Annotated in this window: 16 protein-coding genes; 13 read left to right on the forward strand and 3 right to left on the reverse strand. The window is 71.8% G+C overall.

The annotated features are described in order from the left end of the window. Positions 1–113 precede the first annotated feature (113 nt). Together metK and OG758_RS37895 are read left to right on the forward strand one after the other, a co-directional pair. Positions 114–1,322 carry a methionine adenosyltransferase gene (metK, locus tag OG758_RS37890; protein WP_326714007.1) on the forward strand — a complete coding sequence of 403 codons (1,209 nt, stop codon included), beginning with the start codon at positions 114–116 and terminating at the stop codon, positions 1,320–1,322. A 125-nt stretch (positions 1,323–1,447) separates the two neighbouring features. Continuing rightward, positions 1,448–3,598, forward strand: coding sequence for a primosomal protein N' (locus OG758_RS37895; RefSeq protein ID WP_326714008.1), 2,151 nt, complete (start codon positions 1,448–1,450; stop codon positions 3,596–3,598). A 143-nt stretch (positions 3,599–3,741) separates the two neighbouring features. On the opposite strand, the gene OG758_RS37900 is transcribed toward OG758_RS37895, so the two are convergent. Further along, complete coding sequence (locus OG758_RS37900) at positions 3,742–4,281, reverse strand: hypothetical protein (RefSeq protein WP_326714009.1); 540 nt, start codon at positions 4,279–4,281, stop codon at positions 3,742–3,744. 260 nt (positions 4,282–4,541) lie between these two features. Here OG758_RS37900 and fmt point away from each other — a divergent pair, with 260 nt between their 5' ends. From fmt to OG758_RS37955, 11 genes are all read left to right on the forward strand, one after another. Next, positions 4,542–5,486 carry a methionyl-tRNA formyltransferase gene (gene fmt / locus OG758_RS37905; protein ID WP_266566610.1) on the forward strand — a complete coding sequence of 315 codons (945 nt, stop codon included), beginning with the start codon at positions 4,542–4,544 and terminating at the stop codon, positions 5,484–5,486. A 34-nt stretch (positions 5,487–5,520) separates the two neighbouring features. Beyond that, positions 5,521–6,978 (forward strand): RsmB/NOP family class I SAM-dependent RNA methyltransferase, encoded by a 1,458-nt coding sequence (locus OG758_RS37910; RefSeq protein WP_326714010.1) that lies wholly within the window; start codon positions 5,521–5,523, stop codon positions 6,976–6,978. 92 nt (positions 6,979–7,070) lie between these two features. Then, positions 7,071–7,757, forward strand: coding sequence for a ribulose-phosphate 3-epimerase (gene rpe / locus OG758_RS37915; protein ID WP_100597433.1), 687 nt, complete (start codon positions 7,071–7,073; stop codon positions 7,755–7,757). 78 nt (positions 7,758–7,835) lie between these two features. Next, positions 7,836–8,879, forward strand: a complete 1,044-nt coding sequence (locus OG758_RS37920; protein ID WP_227293623.1) for a sugar-binding transcriptional regulator — start codon at positions 7,836–7,838, stop codon at positions 8,877–8,879. 69 nt (positions 8,880–8,948) lie between these two features. Then, positions 8,949–9,377 (forward strand): ribonuclease domain-containing protein, encoded by a 429-nt coding sequence (locus OG758_RS37925; protein ID WP_326716166.1) that lies wholly within the window; start codon positions 8,949–8,951, stop codon positions 9,375–9,377. Further along, the gene (locus OG758_RS37930) at positions 9,374–9,730 is read left to right on the forward strand and encodes a barstar family protein (RefSeq protein WP_227293621.1); all 357 of its coding nucleotides are present in this window, start codon (positions 9,374–9,376) and stop codon (positions 9,728–9,730) included. Before OG758_RS37925 ends, OG758_RS37930 begins: the two co-directional genes overlap by 4 nt. A 109-nt stretch (positions 9,731–9,839) precedes the next feature. Next, the gene (locus OG758_RS37935) at positions 9,840–11,285 is read left to right on the forward strand and encodes a GuaB1 family IMP dehydrogenase-related protein (RefSeq protein ID WP_326714011.1); all 1,446 of its coding nucleotides are present in this window, start codon (positions 9,840–9,842) and stop codon (positions 11,283–11,285) included. 383 nt (positions 11,286–11,668) lie between these two features. After that, the gene (locus OG758_RS37940) at positions 11,669–13,141 is read left to right on the forward strand and encodes an amino acid permease (RefSeq protein ID WP_116503458.1); all 1,473 of its coding nucleotides are present in this window, start codon (positions 11,669–11,671) and stop codon (positions 13,139–13,141) included. Between the two features lie 10 nt (positions 13,142–13,151). Beyond that, complete coding sequence (locus tag OG758_RS37945; RefSeq protein ID WP_100597439.1) at positions 13,152–13,604, forward strand: Lrp/AsnC family transcriptional regulator; 453 nt, start codon at positions 13,152–13,154, stop codon at positions 13,602–13,604. 386 nt (positions 13,605–13,990) lie between these two features. Then, positions 13,991–14,788, forward strand: a complete 798-nt coding sequence (locus OG758_RS37950) for a carbon-nitrogen hydrolase family protein (RefSeq protein WP_326714012.1) — start codon at positions 13,991–13,993, stop codon at positions 14,786–14,788. A gap of 59 nt (positions 14,789–14,847) precedes the next feature. After that, positions 14,848–16,551, forward strand: a complete 1,704-nt coding sequence (locus OG758_RS37955; protein ID WP_326714013.1) for a flavin monoamine oxidase family protein — start codon at positions 14,848–14,850, stop codon at positions 16,549–16,551. Positions 16,552–16,595: 44 nt separating this feature from the next. Here OG758_RS37955 and OG758_RS37960 read toward each other — a convergent pair whose 3' ends face one another. Then, positions 16,596–17,525, reverse strand: coding sequence for an LLM class F420-dependent oxidoreductase (locus OG758_RS37960; protein WP_326714014.1), 930 nt, complete (start codon positions 17,523–17,525; stop codon positions 16,596–16,598). A 104-nt stretch (positions 17,526–17,629) separates the two neighbouring features. After that, on the reverse strand, positions 17,630–18,334 hold the full coding sequence (locus OG758_RS37965) for a DUF5995 family protein (RefSeq protein ID WP_326714015.1): 705 nt from the start codon (positions 18,332–18,334) through the stop codon (positions 17,630–17,632). Between the last annotated feature and the right edge of the window lie 89 nt (positions 18,335–18,423).

An 18,423-nucleotide genomic window follows, 5' to 3' on the forward strand; every position in this document is an offset into this window, starting at 1 on the left:
GCGTGGTCCGACGGCCGAGAGTGACCGATAAACTGGTCACGGACGACGCCGGGCGCAGCCCCCGGCCGTCCGCAAATGATCAGCCAGCAGCCGCTGCAACCACAGGGAGCGTTGTGTCCCGTCGCCTGTTCACCTCGGAGTCCGTGACCGAGGGTCACCCCGACAAGATCGCTGACCAGATCAGCGACACCATTCTCGACGCGCTTCTGCGGGAGGACCCGACCTCCCGGGTCGCCGTGGAGACGCTCATCACCACGGGCCTCGTGCACGTCGCCGGTGAGGTCACGACCAAGGCGTACGCGCCGATCGCGCAGCTCGTGCGCGAGAAGATCCTCGAGATCGGTTACGACTCCTCGAAGAAGGGCTTCGACGGCGCCTCCTGCGGCGTGTCGGTGTCCATCGGCTCGCAGTCCCCCGACATCGCCCAGGGCGTCGACACGGCGTACGAGTCGCGTGTCGAGGGTGACGAGGACGAGCTCGACAAGCAGGGCGCGGGCGACCAGGGCCTGATGTTCGGCTACGCGTGCGACGAGACGCCCGAGCTGATGCCGCTCCCGATCCACCTCGCGCACCGGCTCTCGCGGCGCCTGTCCGAGGTCCGCAAGAACGGGACGATCCCGTACCTGCGCCCCGACGGCAAGACCCAGGTCACCATCGAGTACGACGGCGACAAGGCCGTCCGTCTCGACACGGTCGTGGTCTCCTCCCAGCACGCGTCGGACATCGACCTCGAGTCGCTGCTCGCCCCCGACATCCGCGAGTTCGTCGTGGAGCACGTCCTGGGCCAGCTGATCGAGGACGGCATCAAGCTGGACACCGAGGGCTACCGCCTTCTGGTGAACCCCACCGGCCGCTTCGAGATCGGCGGCCCGATGGGCGACGCCGGCCTGACCGGTCGCAAGATCATCATCGACACGTACGGCGGCATGGCCCGCCACGGTGGCGGCGCCTTCTCCGGCAAGGACCCGTCCAAGGTCGACCGCTCGGCCGCCTACGCGATGCGCTGGGTCGCCAAGAACGTCGTCGCGGCCGGCCTCGCCACCCGCTGCGAGGTCCAGGTCGCGTACGCGATCGGCAAGGCCGAGCCGGTGGGCCTCTTCGTCGAGACGTTCGGCACGGCCGCGGTGGACACGGACAAGATCGAGCAGGCGATCGCCGACGTCTTCGACCTCCGCCCCGCCGCGATCATCCGTGACCTCGACCTGCTCCGCCCGATCTACGCGCAGACCGCCGCGTACGGCCACTTCGGCCGCGAGCTCCCCGACTTCACGTGGGAGCGCACGGACCGCGTGGACGCGCTGCGCAAGGCCGCGGGCCTCTAAGCGGGACCGCACGGCCGACGACGCCTGTACGTGAACGGCCCCGGACCGGTTCGGTCCGGGGCCGTCGCGCGTCCTAGCCCCCATCGCGGCGGCCGCTGTCAGTGCGGTCTGGTAGGAATTTGGCTGTGAGCAGCGAGAACGGGCAGGGCGACGGCGGCGGTGAGGGTGCGCCGCCCGAGCAGCTTGCGCTGATTCGGGAGACCGTGCGGCAGGCCAAGGTGCCGCGCGCCAAGCCGCGTACGTGGCGGGGGGCCGCCCTCGCCAAGGAGCTGCCCGTGGCGCGGGTGCTCGTGGACAAGGGCGTGCTCCATCTCGACCGGTACTTCGACTACGCGGTGCCCGAGGAGCTCGACGCCGACGCGCAGCCGGGGGTGCGGGTGCGCGTGCGGTTCGGCGCCGGGAAGCACTCCGTGCGGGACGGGCGCCGCGAGGGGGGCGGTCTGATCGACGGGTTCGTCGTCGCGCGGGTCGCCGCTTCCGAGTACCAGGGGCCGCTCGCCGCCCTCGCGCAGGTCGTATCGCCCGAGCCCGTGCTCGGGGAGGAGCTGCTCGGTCTCGCCCGCGCCGTCGCCGACCGGTACGCGGGAAGCCTCGCCGACGTGCTCCAGCTGGCCGTCCCGCCGCGGAACGCACGCGCGGAGAAGAAGCCGTCGCCCGAGCCGCTCCCGCCTCCGCCGGCGCCGGACGCGGGCAGCTGGCGGCGGTACGAGCGCGGGGCCGGATTCCTGGAGGCTCTCGCGTCGGGCGGCGCGCCACGCGCCGTGTGGACCGCGTTGCCCGGACCCGAGTGGGCCGACGAGGTGGCGCGCGCCGTCGCCGCGAGCCTCTCCTGCGGGCGCGGGGCCCTCGTCGTCGTGCCCGACGGTCGCGCGGTCGCGCGGGTCGACGCCGCGCTGGGCGCCGTACTCGGCGAGGGGCGGCATGCCGTGCTGACCGCCGACGCGGGTCCCGAGAAGCGGTACCGCGAGTGGCTCGGGGTGCGGCGTGGGTCGGTACGGGCGGTCGTGGGCACCCGGGCCGCGATGTTTGCCCCCGTGCGGGATTTGGGTCTCGTGGTCATCTGGGACGACGGCGACTCCAGCCACGCGGAGCCGCATGCTCCGCAGCCGCATGCGCGCGATGTGCTGCTGTTGCGGGCCGCACACGACAAGTGTGCTTTTCTGCTGGGGAGTTGGAGCTGCACGGTCGAGGCCGCGCAGCTCGTCGAGAGCGGTTGGGCCGCGCCCCTCATCGCGGGGCGTGAGCAGGTGCGGGGCGCCGCACCCCTTGTACGGACGGTGGGGGACGGGGATCTCGCGCGCGACGAGGCGGCGCGGGCCGCGCGGCTGCCCTCGCTCGCGTGGCAGGTGGTGCGGGAAGGGCTGAAGAGCGGGCCGGTTCTGGTGCAGGTGCCGCGGCGCGGCTACGTACCGCGGCTCGCGTGCGAGCGGTGCCGCGAGCCCGCGCGCTGCCGCCACTGCGCCGGGCCGCTGGAGGCAAGTGAGGGGACGTCCAGCCTGACGTGCGGCTGGTGCGGCCAGGAGGAGAGTGCCTGGCACTGCCAGGAGTGCGGGGGGTTCCGGCTGCGGGCGCGGGTCGTGGGGGCGCGCAGGACGGCGGAGGAGCTGGGGCGGGCGTTTCCGGCGGTGCCGGTGCGCACGTCCGGACGGGAGCAGGTCCTCGACACGGTGCCGGGGGCGCCGGCCCTGGTGGTGAGTACGCCGGGCGCGGAGCCGGTGGCCGAAGGCGGGTATGCGGCCGCGCTGTTGCTCGACGGCTGGGCGATGCTGGGCCGCCCCGATCTGCGGGCGGGGGAGGACGCGCTGCGGCGCTGGATCGCGGCGGCCTCGCTGGTGAGACCGCAGGGGACGGGCGGCACGGTGGTGATCGTGGCCGAGCCGACCCTGCGTCCCGTGCAGGCATTGGTGCGGTGGGATCCGGTGGGGCACGCCGTGCGGGAGCTCTCCGAGCGGGCCGAGCTGGGCTTCCCGCCGGTGTCACGGATGGCGGCGGTCTCGGGCGCGCCCGAGGCGCTCGCCGGGTTCCTGGCGGCGGTGGAACTGCCGGGTGACGCCGAAGTGTTGGGCCCTGTCCCGGTGCCGGACGCGGCGCCGGGGCCGTCTCGCCGCCCCGGGGCCCCGCCGCCGGGGGAGCACTGGGAGCGCGTCCTGGTCAGGGTCCCGCCCGGCAGTGGCGCGGCACTCGCGTCGGCGCTGAAGCACGCGCAGGCGGCCCGGATGGCCCGCGGCGGCACGGAGCCGGTACGGGTGCGAGTGGATCCGCCGGACATCGGCTGACGTGGTGTGCGTGGTGCGGGGTGGCTCGCCCGGAGGGCCGGTGGCAATCGGCCTGTCCCGGGTGCCACCCCGGAACAACGCAATGCGCCCCCAACACACCTCCGCCTCCCCGCACTTGGCACGCGGGGAGGCCGTGAGTGAGGTCAGCCGTTGCGCGGGCCGGGGAAGGCCGTCGGGCGGGGGTCCTCGCGGAGCACCTGGCTGCCCGCTGTCGGCTGCGTGGGCATGGAGCGGGCGGCGGGGACGGACGGGATCGTCGCCGTGCCGATGGGGACGGGGGGCCGTGTCCCCGCCGTCTCCGTGGCGCGCTCGGCCTCGGCCGCCGCCTGCGCCGCTGCCCTGCGGGCCCCGTAACGGCGGTGTACGGCCTGCTTCGTGACACCGAGCGCGGAGCCCACGGCGTCCCACGAGAAGCCCAGCGAGCGGTCGAAGTCGACGGCGGCGGTCACCAGGGTCTCGACGCTGTCGCGCAGCTCCTGGGCCAGGCGGACGGTCGGGGCGGGAGCGCGCCCGTAGACGACGAAGCCCGCGGAGGGGCCGGAGCGGCGCGGGCGGTAGACGTTGCCGAGCTGGGCGGTGAGGGTGCGCAGTGCGTCCACCTGCCGGCGGACCCGCTCGATGTCCCGTACCAGGAGGTGCAGGCTGGCCCGTGCCTGGGCGTCGTGGGTTGCGTGGTCGGCCATGAACAAGCCTCTCGAGACCGGCGTTGAAACGGATCGGGCCGCATCTGTGGCCCTTGGTTGGTCAACTCTTCCTTGACCAACGCGCCAGTTGGTGAGGGGTCACGCTGGAGGGGCGTATGCGCATATGCGCAGAGCGCGCGTCGATGCGTACGCCCCCCAGGGACAGGCGGCCCCGAATACCGGCGGGAGGGGACCGTGGAACGGCCATAGACTGGTGTGCTGCCCGTCAACTCCTCGCCCCGAGAGGCCGAAAGACACCTATGAAGCTCGTCTTCGCAGGCACCCCCGAGGTCGCCGTTCCCGCTCTGGACGCCCTGATCGCCTCCGACCGTCACGAGGTCGCCGCGGTCGTCACCCGGCCGGACGCTCCCGCGGGCCGCGGCCGCAGGCTCGTCGCCAGTCCGGTCGCCGATCGCGCGGAGGAGGCGGGGATCGAGGTCCTCAAGCCCGCGAAACCGCGCGACGAGGCATTCCTGGCCCGGCTGCGCGAGATCGCGCCCGACTGCTGCCCGGTCGTCGCCTACGGCGCGCTGCTGCCGAAGGTCGCCCTCGACGTCCCCGCGCACGGCTGGGTCAACCTGCACTTCTCGCTGCTGCCCGCCTGGCGCGGCGCCGCCCCCGTGCAGCACGCGATCATGGCCGGCGACGAGATCACCGGTGCGTCCACGTTCCTGATCGAGGAGGGGCTCGACTCCGGGCCGCTCTACGGGACGGTGACAGAGATGGTGCGTCCCACCGACACGAGCGGCGACCTGCTCACCCGGCTGGCCTTCGCGGGCGCCGGCCTGCTCTCCGCGACCATGGACGGCATCGAGGACGGCTCCCTGAAGGCCCTGCCGCAGCCCGCCGACGGCATCACGGTCGCGCCGAAGATCACCGTCGAGAACGCGCACGTCGACTGGTCGGCGCCCGCCCTGCGCGTCGACCGCGTCGTCCGCGGCTGCACGCCCGCCCCCGGCGCCTGGACCGTCTTCCGGGACGAACGCCTCAAGCTCATCCAGGCCGTCCCGGTCCCGGACCGCACCGATCTCGCGCCCGGTGAGCTCGCCGTCGGCAAGAAGAACCTGTACGTGGGGACCGGCTCGTACGCGGTGGAGCTGCTGTGGGTGCAGGCCCAGGGCAAGAAGCCGATGGCCGCGGCCGACTGGGCGCGCGGGGTGCGGATTGCCCCGGGCGAGCGCCTGGGCGGGACCGACGTAGGCTGAATGGGTTCGAGCCGATACCAGCAGCGGAGCACCTTTGAACGACCAGCCCGGCCGGCGTCCCCAGAAGTCAGGTAAGCCCGGCACCCCCGGGAAGCACGGAAAGCCGTACCGCCGCCCTCAGAAGGACCCGGTCCGCTATCTCGCCTTCGAGGCGCTGCGGGCCGTGGACGAGCGCGATGCGTATGCGAACCTCGTGCTCCCGCCGCTGCTGCGCAAGGCCCGCGAGAAGGGCGACTTCGACGCCCGTGACGCGGCGCTCGCCACGGAGCTGGTGTACGGGACGCTGCGCCGGCAGGGCACGTACGACGCGATCGTCGCCGCCTGTATCGACCGGCCGCTGCGGGAGGTCGATCCGCCGGTTCTCGACGTGCTGAACATGGGCGTCCACCAGCTGCTCGGCACGCGGATCCCCACGCACGCGGCCGTGTCGGCCTCCGTGGAGCTGGCGCGGGTCGTGCTGGGTGACGGGCGCGCCAAGTTCGTGAACGCCGTGCTCCGCAAGGTGGCGCAGGACGACCTCGACGGGTGGGTGGAGAAGGTCGCGCCCCCGTACGACGAGGACGCCGAGGACCATCTCGCCGTGGTGCATTCGCATCCGCGATGGATCGTGTCGGCGCTGTGGGACTCGCTCGGCGGCGGCCGTGCGGGGATCGAGGACCTGCTGGAGGCCGACAACGAGCGGCCCGAGGTGACGCTCGTGGCGCGGCCGGGCCGGACGACCGCGGACGTCGTCCTGGACGAGGTCGGCGAGGAGTCGGCGTTGCCGGGGCGCTGGTCGCCGTACGCCGTGCGGCTCACCGAGGGCGGTGAGCCCGGCTCGCTCGACCCCGTGCGGACCGGCCGGGCCGGTGTCCAGGACGAGGGCAGCCAGCTCGTGGCGATCGCCCTCGCGAACGCGCCCCTGGAGGGCCGGGACGAGAAGTGGCTCGACGGCTGCGCCGGCCCCGGCGGCAAGGCGGCCATGCTCGCCGGACTCGCCTCCGAACGGGGTGCGGCCCTGCTCGCTGCCGAGAAGCAGCCCCACCGCGCCCGCCTCGTGGCGAACGCGCTCGCGGGGAACCCGGGCCCGTACCAGGTCATCGCGGCCGACGGCACCCGCCCGCCGTGGGGTCCCGGTACGTTCGACCGCGTCCTGATGGACGTGCCCTGTACCGGTCTCGGTGCGCTGCGCCGCAGGCCCGAGGCGCGCTGGCGGCGACGCCCCGAGGATCTGGAGGGCTTCGCGCCGCTCCAGCGCTCGCTCCTGACCACCGCCCTCGACTCCGTACGGGTGGGAGGCGTCGTCGGCTACGCGACCTGCTCGCCGCACCTCGCCGAGACCCGCGCCGTCGTGGACGACGTCATGAAGCACCACCCCGGCGCCGAACTCATCGACGCGCGCCCGCTCCTGCCCGGCGTACCGGCGCTCGGGGACGGCCCCGACATCCAGCTCTGGCCGCATCTGCACGGCACGGACGCGATGTATCTGGCGCTGATCCGGCGCACCGCCTGACGCACCGCCTGACACCAGGGCGCGGCATCCGGGGAGCGAGACAGGTCTGGACCGGGGGGAGCAACCGGCGCCGGGCATGGCAGTCTTGGGTCATGGCCGTGCAGATCAACCCCAGCATCCTGTCCGCGGACTTCGCCCGCCTTGCCGAGGAGGCAAAAGCCGTCGAGGGCGCCGACTGGCTCCATGTCGACGTCATGGACAACCACTTCGTCCCGAACCTGACCCTCGGGGTGCCGGTCGTGGAGTCCCTGGCGCGGGCTACGGACATCCCGCTGGACTGCCATCTGATGATCGAGGACGCCGATCGCTGGGCGCCGCAGTACGTCGAGGCGGGCGCCGGGTCCGTCACGTTCCACGCGGAGGCCGCGGCCGCCCCCATCCGGCTGGCCCGCGAGATCCGCGCCAAGGGCGCCCGCGCCTCCATGGCGCTCAAGCCGGCGACCCCCATCGAGCCGTACGAGGACCTGCTCCCCGAACTCGACATGCTGCTGATCATGACGGTCGAGCCGGGATTCGGCGGGCAGGCGTTCCTGGACCTCATGCTGCCGAAGATCCGCCGCACCCGTGAGCTGATCAGCAAGCACGGCCTCGAACTCTGGCTCCAGGTCGACGGCGGCGTCTCGGCCTCCACCATCGAGCGTTGCGCGGAGGCGGGCGCCGACGTCTTCGTCGCCGGTTCCGCCGTCTACGGCGCCGCCGACCCCGCCCAGGCGGTACGTGCACTGCGCACGCAGGCGGAGACGGTGTCGGCCGCCGCGGCCTGGGCATGCGGCCACTGAGCCACGGGAACGTGAACGCCGCCCATCAGGGCAGATCAAGTCCACCACATCTGCAAGGATGAACGGTGAGTCCAGGTTGTGAACAGCAGTGAGGAGATCGCCGTGTCGGCACTGTCGCCGGGTCGCTCAGCGATGCGGATGGGACCCGCGGAGCTGGTGCAGGCGGCGGCCATGGCCCGCCGCTTCTATCTCGAGGGCAAATCCAAGATCCAGATCGCCGAGGAGTTCGGCGTGAGCCGCTTCAAGGTGGCCAGGGTCCTGGAGACCGCGCTCGAACGGGATCTCGTACGCATCGAGATCCGCGTACCGGCCGAGCTCGACGCGGAGCGCTCCGACGCGCTGCGCGCCCGCTACGGCCTGCGGCACGCCGTGGTGGTCGAGTCCCCGGCCGAGGCCGAGGAGTCGCCCGACCCCGAGAACCTCGGCGAGGTCGCGGCCGACCTCCTGGGCGAGCTGGTTTCCGAGGGTGATGTGCTCGGCCTGGCGTGGGGCCGCTCGACCATCCACATGGCGGCCGCGCTCGACCGGCTGCCGCCCTGCACGGTCGTGCAGCTCACGGGCGTGTACGACGCCGGGACCGCCGAGCGCGGCTCCGTCGAGGCCGTGCGGCGCGCCGCCCAGGTCTCCGGCGGCGAGGCCCACCCGATCTACGCGCCGATGCTCCTGCCCGACCCGGCCACCGCGGCCGCGCTGCGCAGCCAGACGGGCATCGCCCGCGCCTTCGAGTACTTCGACAAGGTCACGGTCGCCTGCGTCTCGATCGGCTCCTGGGAGCCGGGCATCTCCACTGTCCACGACATGCTCAGCGACGAGGAGCGGGCCCACTACGCCTCGCTCGGCGTCGCCGCCGAGATGTCCGCACACCTCTTCGACGCCGAGGGCCGCCGGGTCGGCCGTGACCTGGGCGAGCGGTGCATCACGGTCGAGGCGGACCGCCTGCGGCGGATACCGGAGGTCGTCGCCATCGCGGGCGGTCAGCGCAAGGCCGCCGCGATCGACGCGGTGCTCAGGTCGGGGCTCGTCACCAGCCTCGTCACGGACACGGCCGCCGCGGACTTCCTCCTCACCGCGGGCCCCACGCCGAAGCCGGCGCTGAACCGCGCGGACCCCGACGGGGCCTAGGCCCCGTAGAGCGCGGTACTCATGGCGCGTACCGCGCTCACCGGGGGCGACTGTGGCAGCATCGGCGGCATGCTGCCGCGGCAACTCACCCGCCTCCCCACCCGCCTCGTGGGGGCCCTGCTCGTCGCCCTCGCACTGCTGGTCACCGGGTGCTCCGCCCAGGACACGCAACAGGCCACAACGGCGGCCCCGGGCCGCTCCACGCCCGCTTGGGCGCGAGGTCTGTCCACGGTCCCCGAGTCCGGGCTCCCCGCCGAGGCCCGTACGACCCTGACCCTCATCGACAAGGGCGGGCCGTTCCCGTACGCCAAGGACGGTGCCGTATTCGGGAACTTCGAGCGGGAGCTGCCCCGGCAGAGCCGCGGCTACTACCACGAGTACACCGTCCCCACCCCCGGCGAGCGGGACCGTGGCGCCCGGCGCATCGTCATGAGGCAGAGCCACGAGACGTACTACACCGATGACCATTACGAGTCGTTCAAGGCGGTGCTGAGATGACCGGAGGTCCCGACAGGATCCGCGTCCTCGACCTCGAAGGTGTCAAGGACAAGGCCGGGTTCATGGACCGGTGTGTGCGCGACCTGGAGCTGCCGGACTGGTTCGGCCGCAACTGGGACGCGCTGTTCGACGTCCTGACCGATGTCTCCTTCTGGCCCGACGGCAGTGAGCAGGCGCTGCTCCTGTCCGTCGTGGGCTGGCGGCCCTACGCGAGTGCCAGGCCCGAGGACTGGGAGACCGCGCTCGACGTGTTCACCGACGCGGTCGACCGCAGGCGTGGCCGGAACCCGAGGCTGGTGATCGCACTGACCCTTGGAGGATCTGACCACACCCCCTCCCAGCCGCCTGTGTAATCGTCCGTGGGCATGTGGTAGTGGCGGCATGGGACACTGAAGTACGTGCTTTTCCCCCACGGGCTGACCTGCCCGGGGGCCACCTCTGATCGACTGGGATGAGCAGCACGTGCGTTTCCTCAACGACATCCAGCCTGCGTACGACCTGACCTACGACGATGTCTTCATGGTGCCGAGCCGCAGCGCCGTGGGTTCCCGTCAGGCGGTCGACCTGGCGTCCCCCGACGGCACCGGCACCACGATTCCGCTGGTCGTCGCCAACATGACCGCGATCGCCGGGCGCCGCATGGCCGAGACCGTCGCCCGCCGCGGGGGCCTCGTCGTCATCCCGCAGGACATCCCGATCGAGGTGGTCACCGAGGTCATCTCCTGGGTGAAGACCCGCCACCTGGTCCTCGACACCCCCATCGTCCTCGTCCCGCACCAGACCGTCGCCGACGCGCTCGCCCTGCTGAACAAGCGCGCGCACAACGCCGGTGTCGTGGTGGACGAGGAGCAGCGGCCCGTCGGCGTCGTCACGGATGCCGACCTGACCGGCGTCGACCGGTTCACGCAGCTGTCCGAGGTCATGTCCAAGGAGGACCTGCTCCTGCTCGACGCGGACATCGACCCGCGCGACGCCTTCAACAAGCTGGACCACGCCAACCGCCGCTACGCCCCCGCCGTGGGCGCCGACGGCCGCCTCGCGGGCATCCTGACCCGCACGGGCGCCCTGCGCGCGACGCTCTACACCCCGGCCACCGACGCGAACGGCAAGCTTCGTATCGCGGCCGCCGTCGGCATCAACGGCGACGTGGCGGGCAAGGCCAAGCTGCTCCTCGACGCCGGCGCGGACACCATCGTGGTCGACACCGCGCACGGCCACCAGGAGTCGATGATCTCCGCGATCAAGGCCGTCCGCGGCCTCGACCCGCAGGTGCCCATCGTCGCGGGCAACATAGTCGCCGCCGAGGGCGTCAAGGACCTCATCGAGGCCGGCGCCGACATCATCAAGGTCGGCGTGGGCCCCGGCGCCATGTGCACCACGCGCATGATGACCGGAGTCGGCCGTCCGCAGTTCTCCGCCGTCCTGGAGTGCGCCGCCGAGGCGAAGAAGTACGGCAAGCACGTCTGGGCCGACGGCGGCGTCCGGCACCCGCGCGACGTCGCCATGGCGCTCGCCGCCGGCGCGTCGAACGTCATGATCGGCTCCTGGTTCGCGGGCACGTACGAGTCCCCGGGCGACCTCCAGCAGGACGCCAACGGCCGCCTGTACAAGGAGTCGTTCGGCATGGCGTCGGCGCGTGCCGTGAAGAACCGCACGAGCGACGAGTCCGCCTACGACCGCGCCCGCAAGGCGCTGTTCGAGGAGGGCATCTCCACCTCGCGCATGTTCCTCGACCCGCAGCGTCCGGGCGTCGAGGACCTGATCGATTCGGTCATCGCGGGCGTCCGCTCCTCCTGCACCTACGCGGGTGCCAGCTCCCTCGCGGAGTTCGAGGAGAAGGCCGTCGTCGGCATCCAGTCCGCCGCCGGTTACGCGGAGGGCAAGCCCCTGCACGCCAGCTGGAGCTAGTCGCTCCGCGGGGTCCGGCCGCTCGCTGTCTGCGGGTCGTGCGGCTGGTCGCGCTCGCGCGGCGGCGCCGCACATCGACACTGCCCCGCGCCCTTCCGGGGCGCGGGGTTTCGCCATTTCCGGAAGTTTCCCGGGAGCTGGAACGCAACGGACGAAACGGACCGCGCAACGTTCGCCCGCACCCGCGCGCACCACGCAACGTTCATGCACGTATACGCAAGGTTGCTGCATTACAGCTGGGAAGAGAAACCCTTTAGAGTCAAGCGCTGTACGTGGCGTGGCGGGGACGGCCTGCTCGGCGGTCCCCGGTCTGGTGTGGGCTGTCTCTGCTTGCTGTTCCCGGCGCGCGCCCACCTGACCGGCAGCGATGAAGGAGCCAGCCCGTGCTCGACCACGGCGCACCACCGCGCACCCGAACAACCGAGACCCTCACCCCGGGCCTCGGCGCCAGGCTGATGCGGCGCAAGCCGGTGGAAGCCCTGGTCGCGGAGGGTGGCCAGGGCGAAGGCGGCAGTCTGCGCCGCTCGCTCGGCATGTGGCAGCTGACCATGATCAGCATCGGCGCCACGCTCGGTACCGGCATCTTCGTGGTGCTCGGCGAGGCCGTCCCGAAGGCGGGCCCCGCGGTCACCCTGTCGTTCGTGATCGCCGGCCTCACGGCCCTCTTCTCGGCGCTCTCGTACGCCGAGCTGGCCGGGACCATACCGGTCGCGGGCTCCTCCTACTCGTATGCGTACGCAACGATGGGTGAGCTGATCGCCTGGATCTGCGGCTGGTGTCTGGTCCTCGAGTACGGCGTCTCGGTCGCGGCCGTCGCCGTCGGCTGGGGCGAGTACCTGAACGAGCTCCTGGACGGCACGATCGGCGTCACGATCCCTGACGCCCTGTCCGCGCCCCCCGGCGACGGCGGCATCTTCAATCTGCCGGCGCTGATCGTCGTACTCCTCGCGATGGCGTTCCTGCTCGGCGGCGCCCGTGAGTCCGCCCGCGCCAACACGATCATGGTCGTCGTCAAGATCGTGGCGCTGCTGCTGTTCTGCGCCATCGGCATCAAGGGCTTCCAGTCCGGCAACTACGAGCACTTCATGCCGCTCGGCATGGCCGGAGTGAGCGCGGCCGGCGCGACGCTCTTCTTCTCGTACATCGGTTTCGACGCCGCCTCCACCGCCGGCGAGGAGGCCAAGAACGCGCAGCGCGACCTGCCGCGTGCCATCATGCTCTCCCTCGTCATCGTCACCGCGCTGTACGTGCTGGTCGCGGCCGTCGCCGTGGGCGCCAAGCCGTGGAAGCAGTTCAACGACTCCGAGGCCGCGCTCGCCGGGATCATGAAGGACGTCACCGGGCAGTCGTTCTGGGCGACGCTGCTCGCCGCCGGCGCCGTCATCGCCATCGCGTCCGTCGTCCTGACCGTGCTCTACGGCCAGACCCGCATCCTGTTCGCGATGTCCCGCGACGGCCTCGTGCCCAAGGTGTTCTCGAAGGTCCACCCCAAGACGGGGGCGCCGCGCGCCAACACCGTGATCGTCTCGCTGTTCTGCGGCATCCTCGCCGCGGCGATCCCGCTCGGCCAGCTCGCCGACGCGACCAGCATCGGAACGCTCTTCGCGTTCGCCCTGGTCAACATCGCGGTCGTGGTCCTGCGCCGCACGCGCCCCGACATGCCGCGCACCTTCCGGGTGCCGCTCTCGCCGATCCTGCCGGCGCTCGGCTTCGGGTTCTGCGTGTGGATGATGGGCAGCCTGTCCACCGTCACCTGGGTGGTCTTCGGCGTGTGGATGGCCGTCGGCCTCGTGTTCTACTTCCTTTACGGGGCCCGTCGCTCCCGACTCGCCTCCGCGCCTGCCCAAGAGAAGTGAACCACCTGCCTTGCTGAACGATCTCGACGAACGCATCGTGCACGCCCTCGCCGAGGATGCCCGCCGCTCCTACGCCGACATCGGCCAGCTCGTCGGCCTGTCCGCGCCTGCCGTCAAGCGGCGCGTGGACCGGCTGCGGGCCACCGGAGCCATCACGGGCTTCACGGTCAGGGTCGACCCGGCCGCGCTCGGCTGGGAGACCGAGGGGTTCATCGAGATGTACTGCCGCCGCAACACCTCGCCCGAGGCCATCAAGCGCGGCCTGGAGCGCTACCCCGAGGTCGCGTCCGCATCCACCGTCACCGGTGACGCGGACGCGATCGTCCAGGTCTTCGCCTCGGACATGCGGCACTTCGAGCGGGTCCTGGAACGGATCGCGGGGGAGCCGTTCGTGGAGCGGACCAAGTCGGTGCTCGTCCTGTCCCCGCTGATGCGGCGCTACACATCGGGCTCGCCCGCGTAACGCCTCACCGTGTGGGATGCACCGGGCGCCACGGCAGCACCGTGAAGTCGCCGGTGCCCTGTTCGACCGTCTCGAAGGTGCCGCCGAGCCCAGGCTCCGCGGCACCTTCGTCTTTTCCGTGTCGGGGCTCGGTCAGCTGCAGCCCAGGATCCCCACCCGGCACGTCGGGCCACGGTCGGCTTCCCCCTCCCCGGGCTGAGGAGGCCGCCCCGTACGGACTGCGACCAAGGGCTCACCCGGACGCGCAACAAATCGCCGTCGGCGGCCCATGAGGCGCAACGGATCGTACGAGAAGACGCAACAGTCCAGTCTTGTCCCGCCGGACCGCGGAAACGTACCGTCTTATCCGATCCCCTCCTCTTTTTCGCACGCTCCCTAGGACGCCCATGCCGCCGCTGCGCACCGCCCTGCTCCAGAGCTCCGGCCGCCCCGGGTCCGTCGCCGAGAACCTCAAGGTGCTCGACGAGGCCGCGGGCCGCGCCGCCGCGACCGGAGCCCGGCTCCTGGCGGCCCCCGAGATGTTCCTGACCGGGTACGCGATCGGTGACGACGTGGCCCGCCTCGCCGAGCCCGCCGACGGACCCTCCGCGCAGGCCATCGCCGAGATCGCGGCCCGGCACGGCGTCGCCGTGGCCTACGGCTACCCGGAGCGCGACGGGGAGCTGGTGTTCAACTCGGCCCAGCTGATCGCCCCCGACGGCAGCCGCCTCGCGAACTACCGCAAGACCCACCTCTTCGGCTGCTTCGAGCGCGACGCGTTCACGCCCGGCGACCAGGCCGTCGTCCAGGCCGAGCTCGACGGTGTCCGCATCGGCCTCATGATCTGCTACGACGTCGAGTTCCCGGAGAACGTGCGCGCGCACGCCCTCGCCGGTACCGACCTGCTGCTCGTACCGACGGCCCAGATGCACCCGTACCAGTTCGTCGCCGAGTCGGTCGTGCCCGTGCGGGCCTTCGAGAACCAGATGTACGTCGCGTACGTCAACCGGGTCGGCCAGGAAGGGGAGTTCGAGTTCGTCGGGCTCTCCACGCTCGCCGGGCCCGACGGCGTCGCCAGGGCGCGCGCCGGCCGCGGTGACGAGCTGATCTGTGCCGACGTGGACCCCGCCTTCCTGGCCGCGTCCCGTGACGCCAACCCGTACCTCAGCGACCGCCGCCCGGGCCTGTACACGCCGCTGATCTGAGCCCCGCGCCGCCGCCCCGAACCCTCAGTACCTCAGTTCCCGCAAGGAGTCCGTACCCCATGACGTCCACGGTGCCCAACGCCGTCCAGCACACCGACGCGCAGCCCCCCATCACGATGTTCGGGCCGGACTTCCCGTACGCGTACGACGACTTCCTCGCGCACCCCGCGGGCCTCGGGCAGATACCGGCGACCGAGCACGGCACCGAGGTCGCGGTCATCGGCGGTGGCCTCTCCGGGATCGTCGCCGCGTACGAGCTGATGAAGATGGGCCTCAAGCCCGTCGTGTACGAGGCGGACGAGATCGGCGGCCGGCTGCGCACGGTCGGCTTCGAGGGCACCCCCGCCGAGGCCGCCGGGCTGACCGCGGAGATGGGCGCGATGCGCTTCCCGCCGTCGTCGACCGCGCTCCAGCACTACATCGACCTGGTGGGCCTGGAGACGCGGCCCTTCCCCAACCCGCTTGCCCCCGAGACCCCGTCGACCGTCGTCGACCTCAAGGGCGAGTCCCACTACGCCAACACCGTCGACGACCTGCCGCAGGTCTACCGCGACGTCATGAACGCGTGGAACGCCTGCCTCGAAGAGGGCGCCGACTTCTCCGACATGAACCGCGCGATGCGCGAGCGCGACGTGCCGCGCATCCGCGAGATCTGGTCGAAGCTCGTCGACAAGCTCGACAACCAGACGTTCTACGGGTTCCTCTGCGACTCCGAGTCCTTCAAGTCCTTCCGGCACCGTGAGATCTTCGGCCAGGTCGGCTTCGGCACCGGCGGCTGGGACACCGACTTCCCGAACTCCATCCTGGAGATCCTGCGCGTCGTCTACACCGAGGCCGACGACCACCACCGCGGCATCGTCGGCGGCTCCCAGCAGCTGCCGGTGCGCCTGTGGGAGCGCGAGCCGGAGAAGATCGTCCACTGGGCGTACGGCACCTCGCTCGCCGAGCTGCACGACAGCCGGAAGCCGCGCCCGGCCGTGACCCGGCTGCACCGCACCGCGGGCAACCACATCACGGTCACCGACGCGTCGGGTGACATCCGCACCTACCAGGCGGCGATCTTCACCGCGCAGTCCTGGATGCTGCTGTCCAAGGTCGCGTGCGACGACTCGCTCTTCCCGATCGACCACTGGACGGCGATCGAGCGCACCCACTACATGGAGAGCTCGAAGCTCTTCGTGCCTGTGGACCGGCCGTTCTGGCTGGACAAGGACGAGGAGACCGGGCGGGACACGATGTCCATGACGCTCACCGACCGGATGACGCGCGGCACGTACCTGCTCGACGACGGCCCGGACAAGCCGGCCACCATCTGCCTGTCGTACACCTGGTGCGACGACAGCCTGAAGTGGCTGCCCCTGTCGGCGAACGAGCGCATGGAGGTCATGCTCAAGTCGCTCGGCGAGATCTATCCGAAGATCGACATCCGGAAGCACATCATCGGCAACCCGGTGACCGTGTCCTGGGAGAACGAGCCCTACTTCATGGGCGCGTTCAAGGCGAACCTGCCGGGTCACTACCGTTACCAGCGCCGCCTGTTCACGCACTTCATGCAGGACCGCCTCCCCGAGGACAAGCGGGGCATCTTCCTCGCGGGCGACGACATCTCCTGGACGGCCGGCTGGGCCGAGGGCGCCGTGCAGACCGCTCTCAACGCGGTCTGGGGCGTCATGCACCAGCTCGGCGGCGCGACGGACGGCACCAACCCCGGCCCCGGCGACGTGTACGACGAGATCGCGCCGGTCGAGCTGCCCGAGGACTGATCGGCGTGCGGGCCCCGGCAGAGGCCGGGGCCCGCAACCCTCACTCAGACCCCGGCCTCGCGCGCGGCCGTGAACACCTCGGCCGCGACATCCGTCAGCTCGTCCGCGTCGCGGACGCGGCCCTGGAGGTCGATCAGGATCTCCTCGAGGCCCACCGCGTCGTGCGCGACCAGATCCTCGACGATCTGCGCCACGCTGCCCTGGAACGGGCGGCGGTCGTCGCCCTTGTACGCGTCGCGCGTGTAGATCGTGTTCACCCGCAGCACGCTCTGGATCGGCTCCTTGCGGCCGCGCTCCTCGGCCAGTTCCTGCAGACCGCGCCACTGCTCGGCGAGCTGCTCCGCGCCCGCGGCCCCCGGCATCCAGCCGTCCGCACGGTCCACGAGCCGGCGCGCGGCCTTCGGGCTGTTCGCCGGCAGCAGCACCGGGATCGGCCCGGCGGGCTTCGGCCCCACCACGGACGGCGCGATCGTCGTCAGCTCACCCTCGTAACTCACCGGGTCGGGGCCCCACACGGCCCGGCACACGTCGAGCAGCTCGTCCAGGACCTGGCCGCGCTTCTCGAACGGGGCCACGGAGGCGGCCGCGTACTCGTCGTGGGACCATCCCGTGCCGATGCCCGCGACGACGCGGCCACCGCTGGCCGCGTCCAACGAGGCCAGCGCGCGCTCCAGTTGGAACGGTACGTGCAGCGGGGCGACAAGGACGCTCGTGCCGAGCCGGGCCCGCTCGGTGACGGCGGCGGCCAGGGTGAGGGAGACCAGCGGGTCGGCGACCGAGCGGTACTGGTCCGGCCAGGGGAGGCCGGGGACCCCGTACAGGCCCTGGCGGGCGGGCTCGGGGAACAGGATCCGCTCGAAGACCCACAGGCTTTCGTAGCCGATCTCCTCGGCGGCGCGGGCCACCGCCGGGATGTCGCGCCCGATGTCGTACTGTTTCATCTGGGGGAGGCTGAGGCCGAGTCGGGTCGCCATGCCGGTGCTCCTTCGCGTTCGCATCAGGGATCGCTCGCGTAACTTCTCGTCAACGTACAGCGATCACTGGGGAGTTCCGCGACGAAGGCGGGCGCGTGGCCGGATCAGTCCGGCAGAGGTGTGAGCATCATGCGGCCGACCAGCCCGACAGAGGCGTCGAGGCGCCGGACGAACTCCTCGGTGACGTCCGGGAATTCACGCAGCACCCACAGGGCGCGGGCCGCTGCCCAGGCACCGTCCCTGGCGCGCTCCAGGGTCCACGAGCCGAGCAGATGGGTCAGCGGGTCGGCGATCTGGAGCAGATCGGGGCCCGGCATCAGATCTTCGCGGATGCGCTCCTCCAGCGAGACGAGGAGATCGCCCACGCGGTCGAACTCATCCTCCACGTCGGCCGGTTCGCAGCCGAGGGTACGGCAGGTGTCCACGACGGCGAGCGCCAGATCGTGGCCGATGTGCGCATTGATGCCCGAGAGGGCGAACTGCAGGGGGCGTACGCCTGGATGGCGGCGGTACTGGAGCAGCGGACGCCAGCAGGCGGGCGGACGGTGGTCGGGGGAGCGGGTTCCGACGGCCGCCAGATAGCGTCCGGCGAACCGAACGTCCAGCGTGGTCGCGGCTTCAGGGTCGGCGAACCGGCCGCCGTGGATGTGCCGGTCGACCTCTTCCGTGACGGACAGATAGACCCGGTTGAAGACGGCCACGCCGTCGCAGGCGGGCCAGGACGCGGCCAGCTCACGCATCCGGGCCACCACGGAGTCGACCCCGCGCGCGGCGGGCGTGCACTTCGCGAACCGTTCCAACTGCGACATGGGGGCAGGTTCTCAAGCCTAGGCTGGCGCGCGTGCCGCCTGGCCGGGGGCTTCCCCGGAATGGGGGAACGGGCCGGGCACAGTGCGTG

Source organism: Streptomyces sp. NBC_01474 (assembly GCF_035918215.1).
Lineage (GTDB): Bacteria > Actinomycetota > Actinomycetes > Streptomycetales > Streptomycetaceae > Streptomyces > Streptomyces aureus.

Bases quoted from the DNA above. Each gene is read 5' to 3' on its own strand.
- OG758_RS37900 (WP_326714009.1), bottom strand. From the start codon at position 4,281: ATGGCCGACCACGCAACCCACGACGCCCAGGCACGGGCCAGCCTGCAC.
- fmt (WP_266566610.1), top strand. From the start codon at position 4,542: ATGAAGCTCGTCTTCGCAGGCACCCCCGAGGTCGCCGTTCCCGCTCTG.
- rpe (WP_100597433.1), top strand. From the start codon at position 7,071: ATGGCCGTGCAGATCAACCCCAGCATCCTGTCCGCGGACTTCGCCCGC.
- OG758_RS37925 (WP_326716166.1), top strand. From the start codon at position 8,949: ATGCTGCCGCGGCAACTCACCCGCCTCCCCACCCGCCTCGTGGGGGCC.
- OG758_RS37930 (WP_227293621.1), top strand. From the start codon at position 9,374: ATGACCGGAGGTCCCGACAGGATCCGCGTCCTCGACCTCGAAGGTGTC.
- OG758_RS37950 (WP_326714012.1), top strand. From the start codon at position 13,991: ATGCCGCCGCTGCGCACCGCCCTGCTCCAGAGCTCCGGCCGCCCCGGG.
- OG758_RS37955 (WP_326714013.1), top strand. From the start codon at position 14,848: ATGACGTCCACGGTGCCCAACGCCGTCCAGCACACCGACGCGCAGCCC.
- OG758_RS37960 (WP_326714014.1), bottom strand. From the start codon at position 17,525: ATGGCGACCCGACTCGGCCTCAGCCTCCCCCAGATGAAACAGTACGAC.
- OG758_RS37965 (WP_326714015.1), bottom strand. From the start codon at position 18,334: ATGTCGCAGTTGGAACGGTTCGCGAAGTGCACGCCCGCCGCGCGCGGG.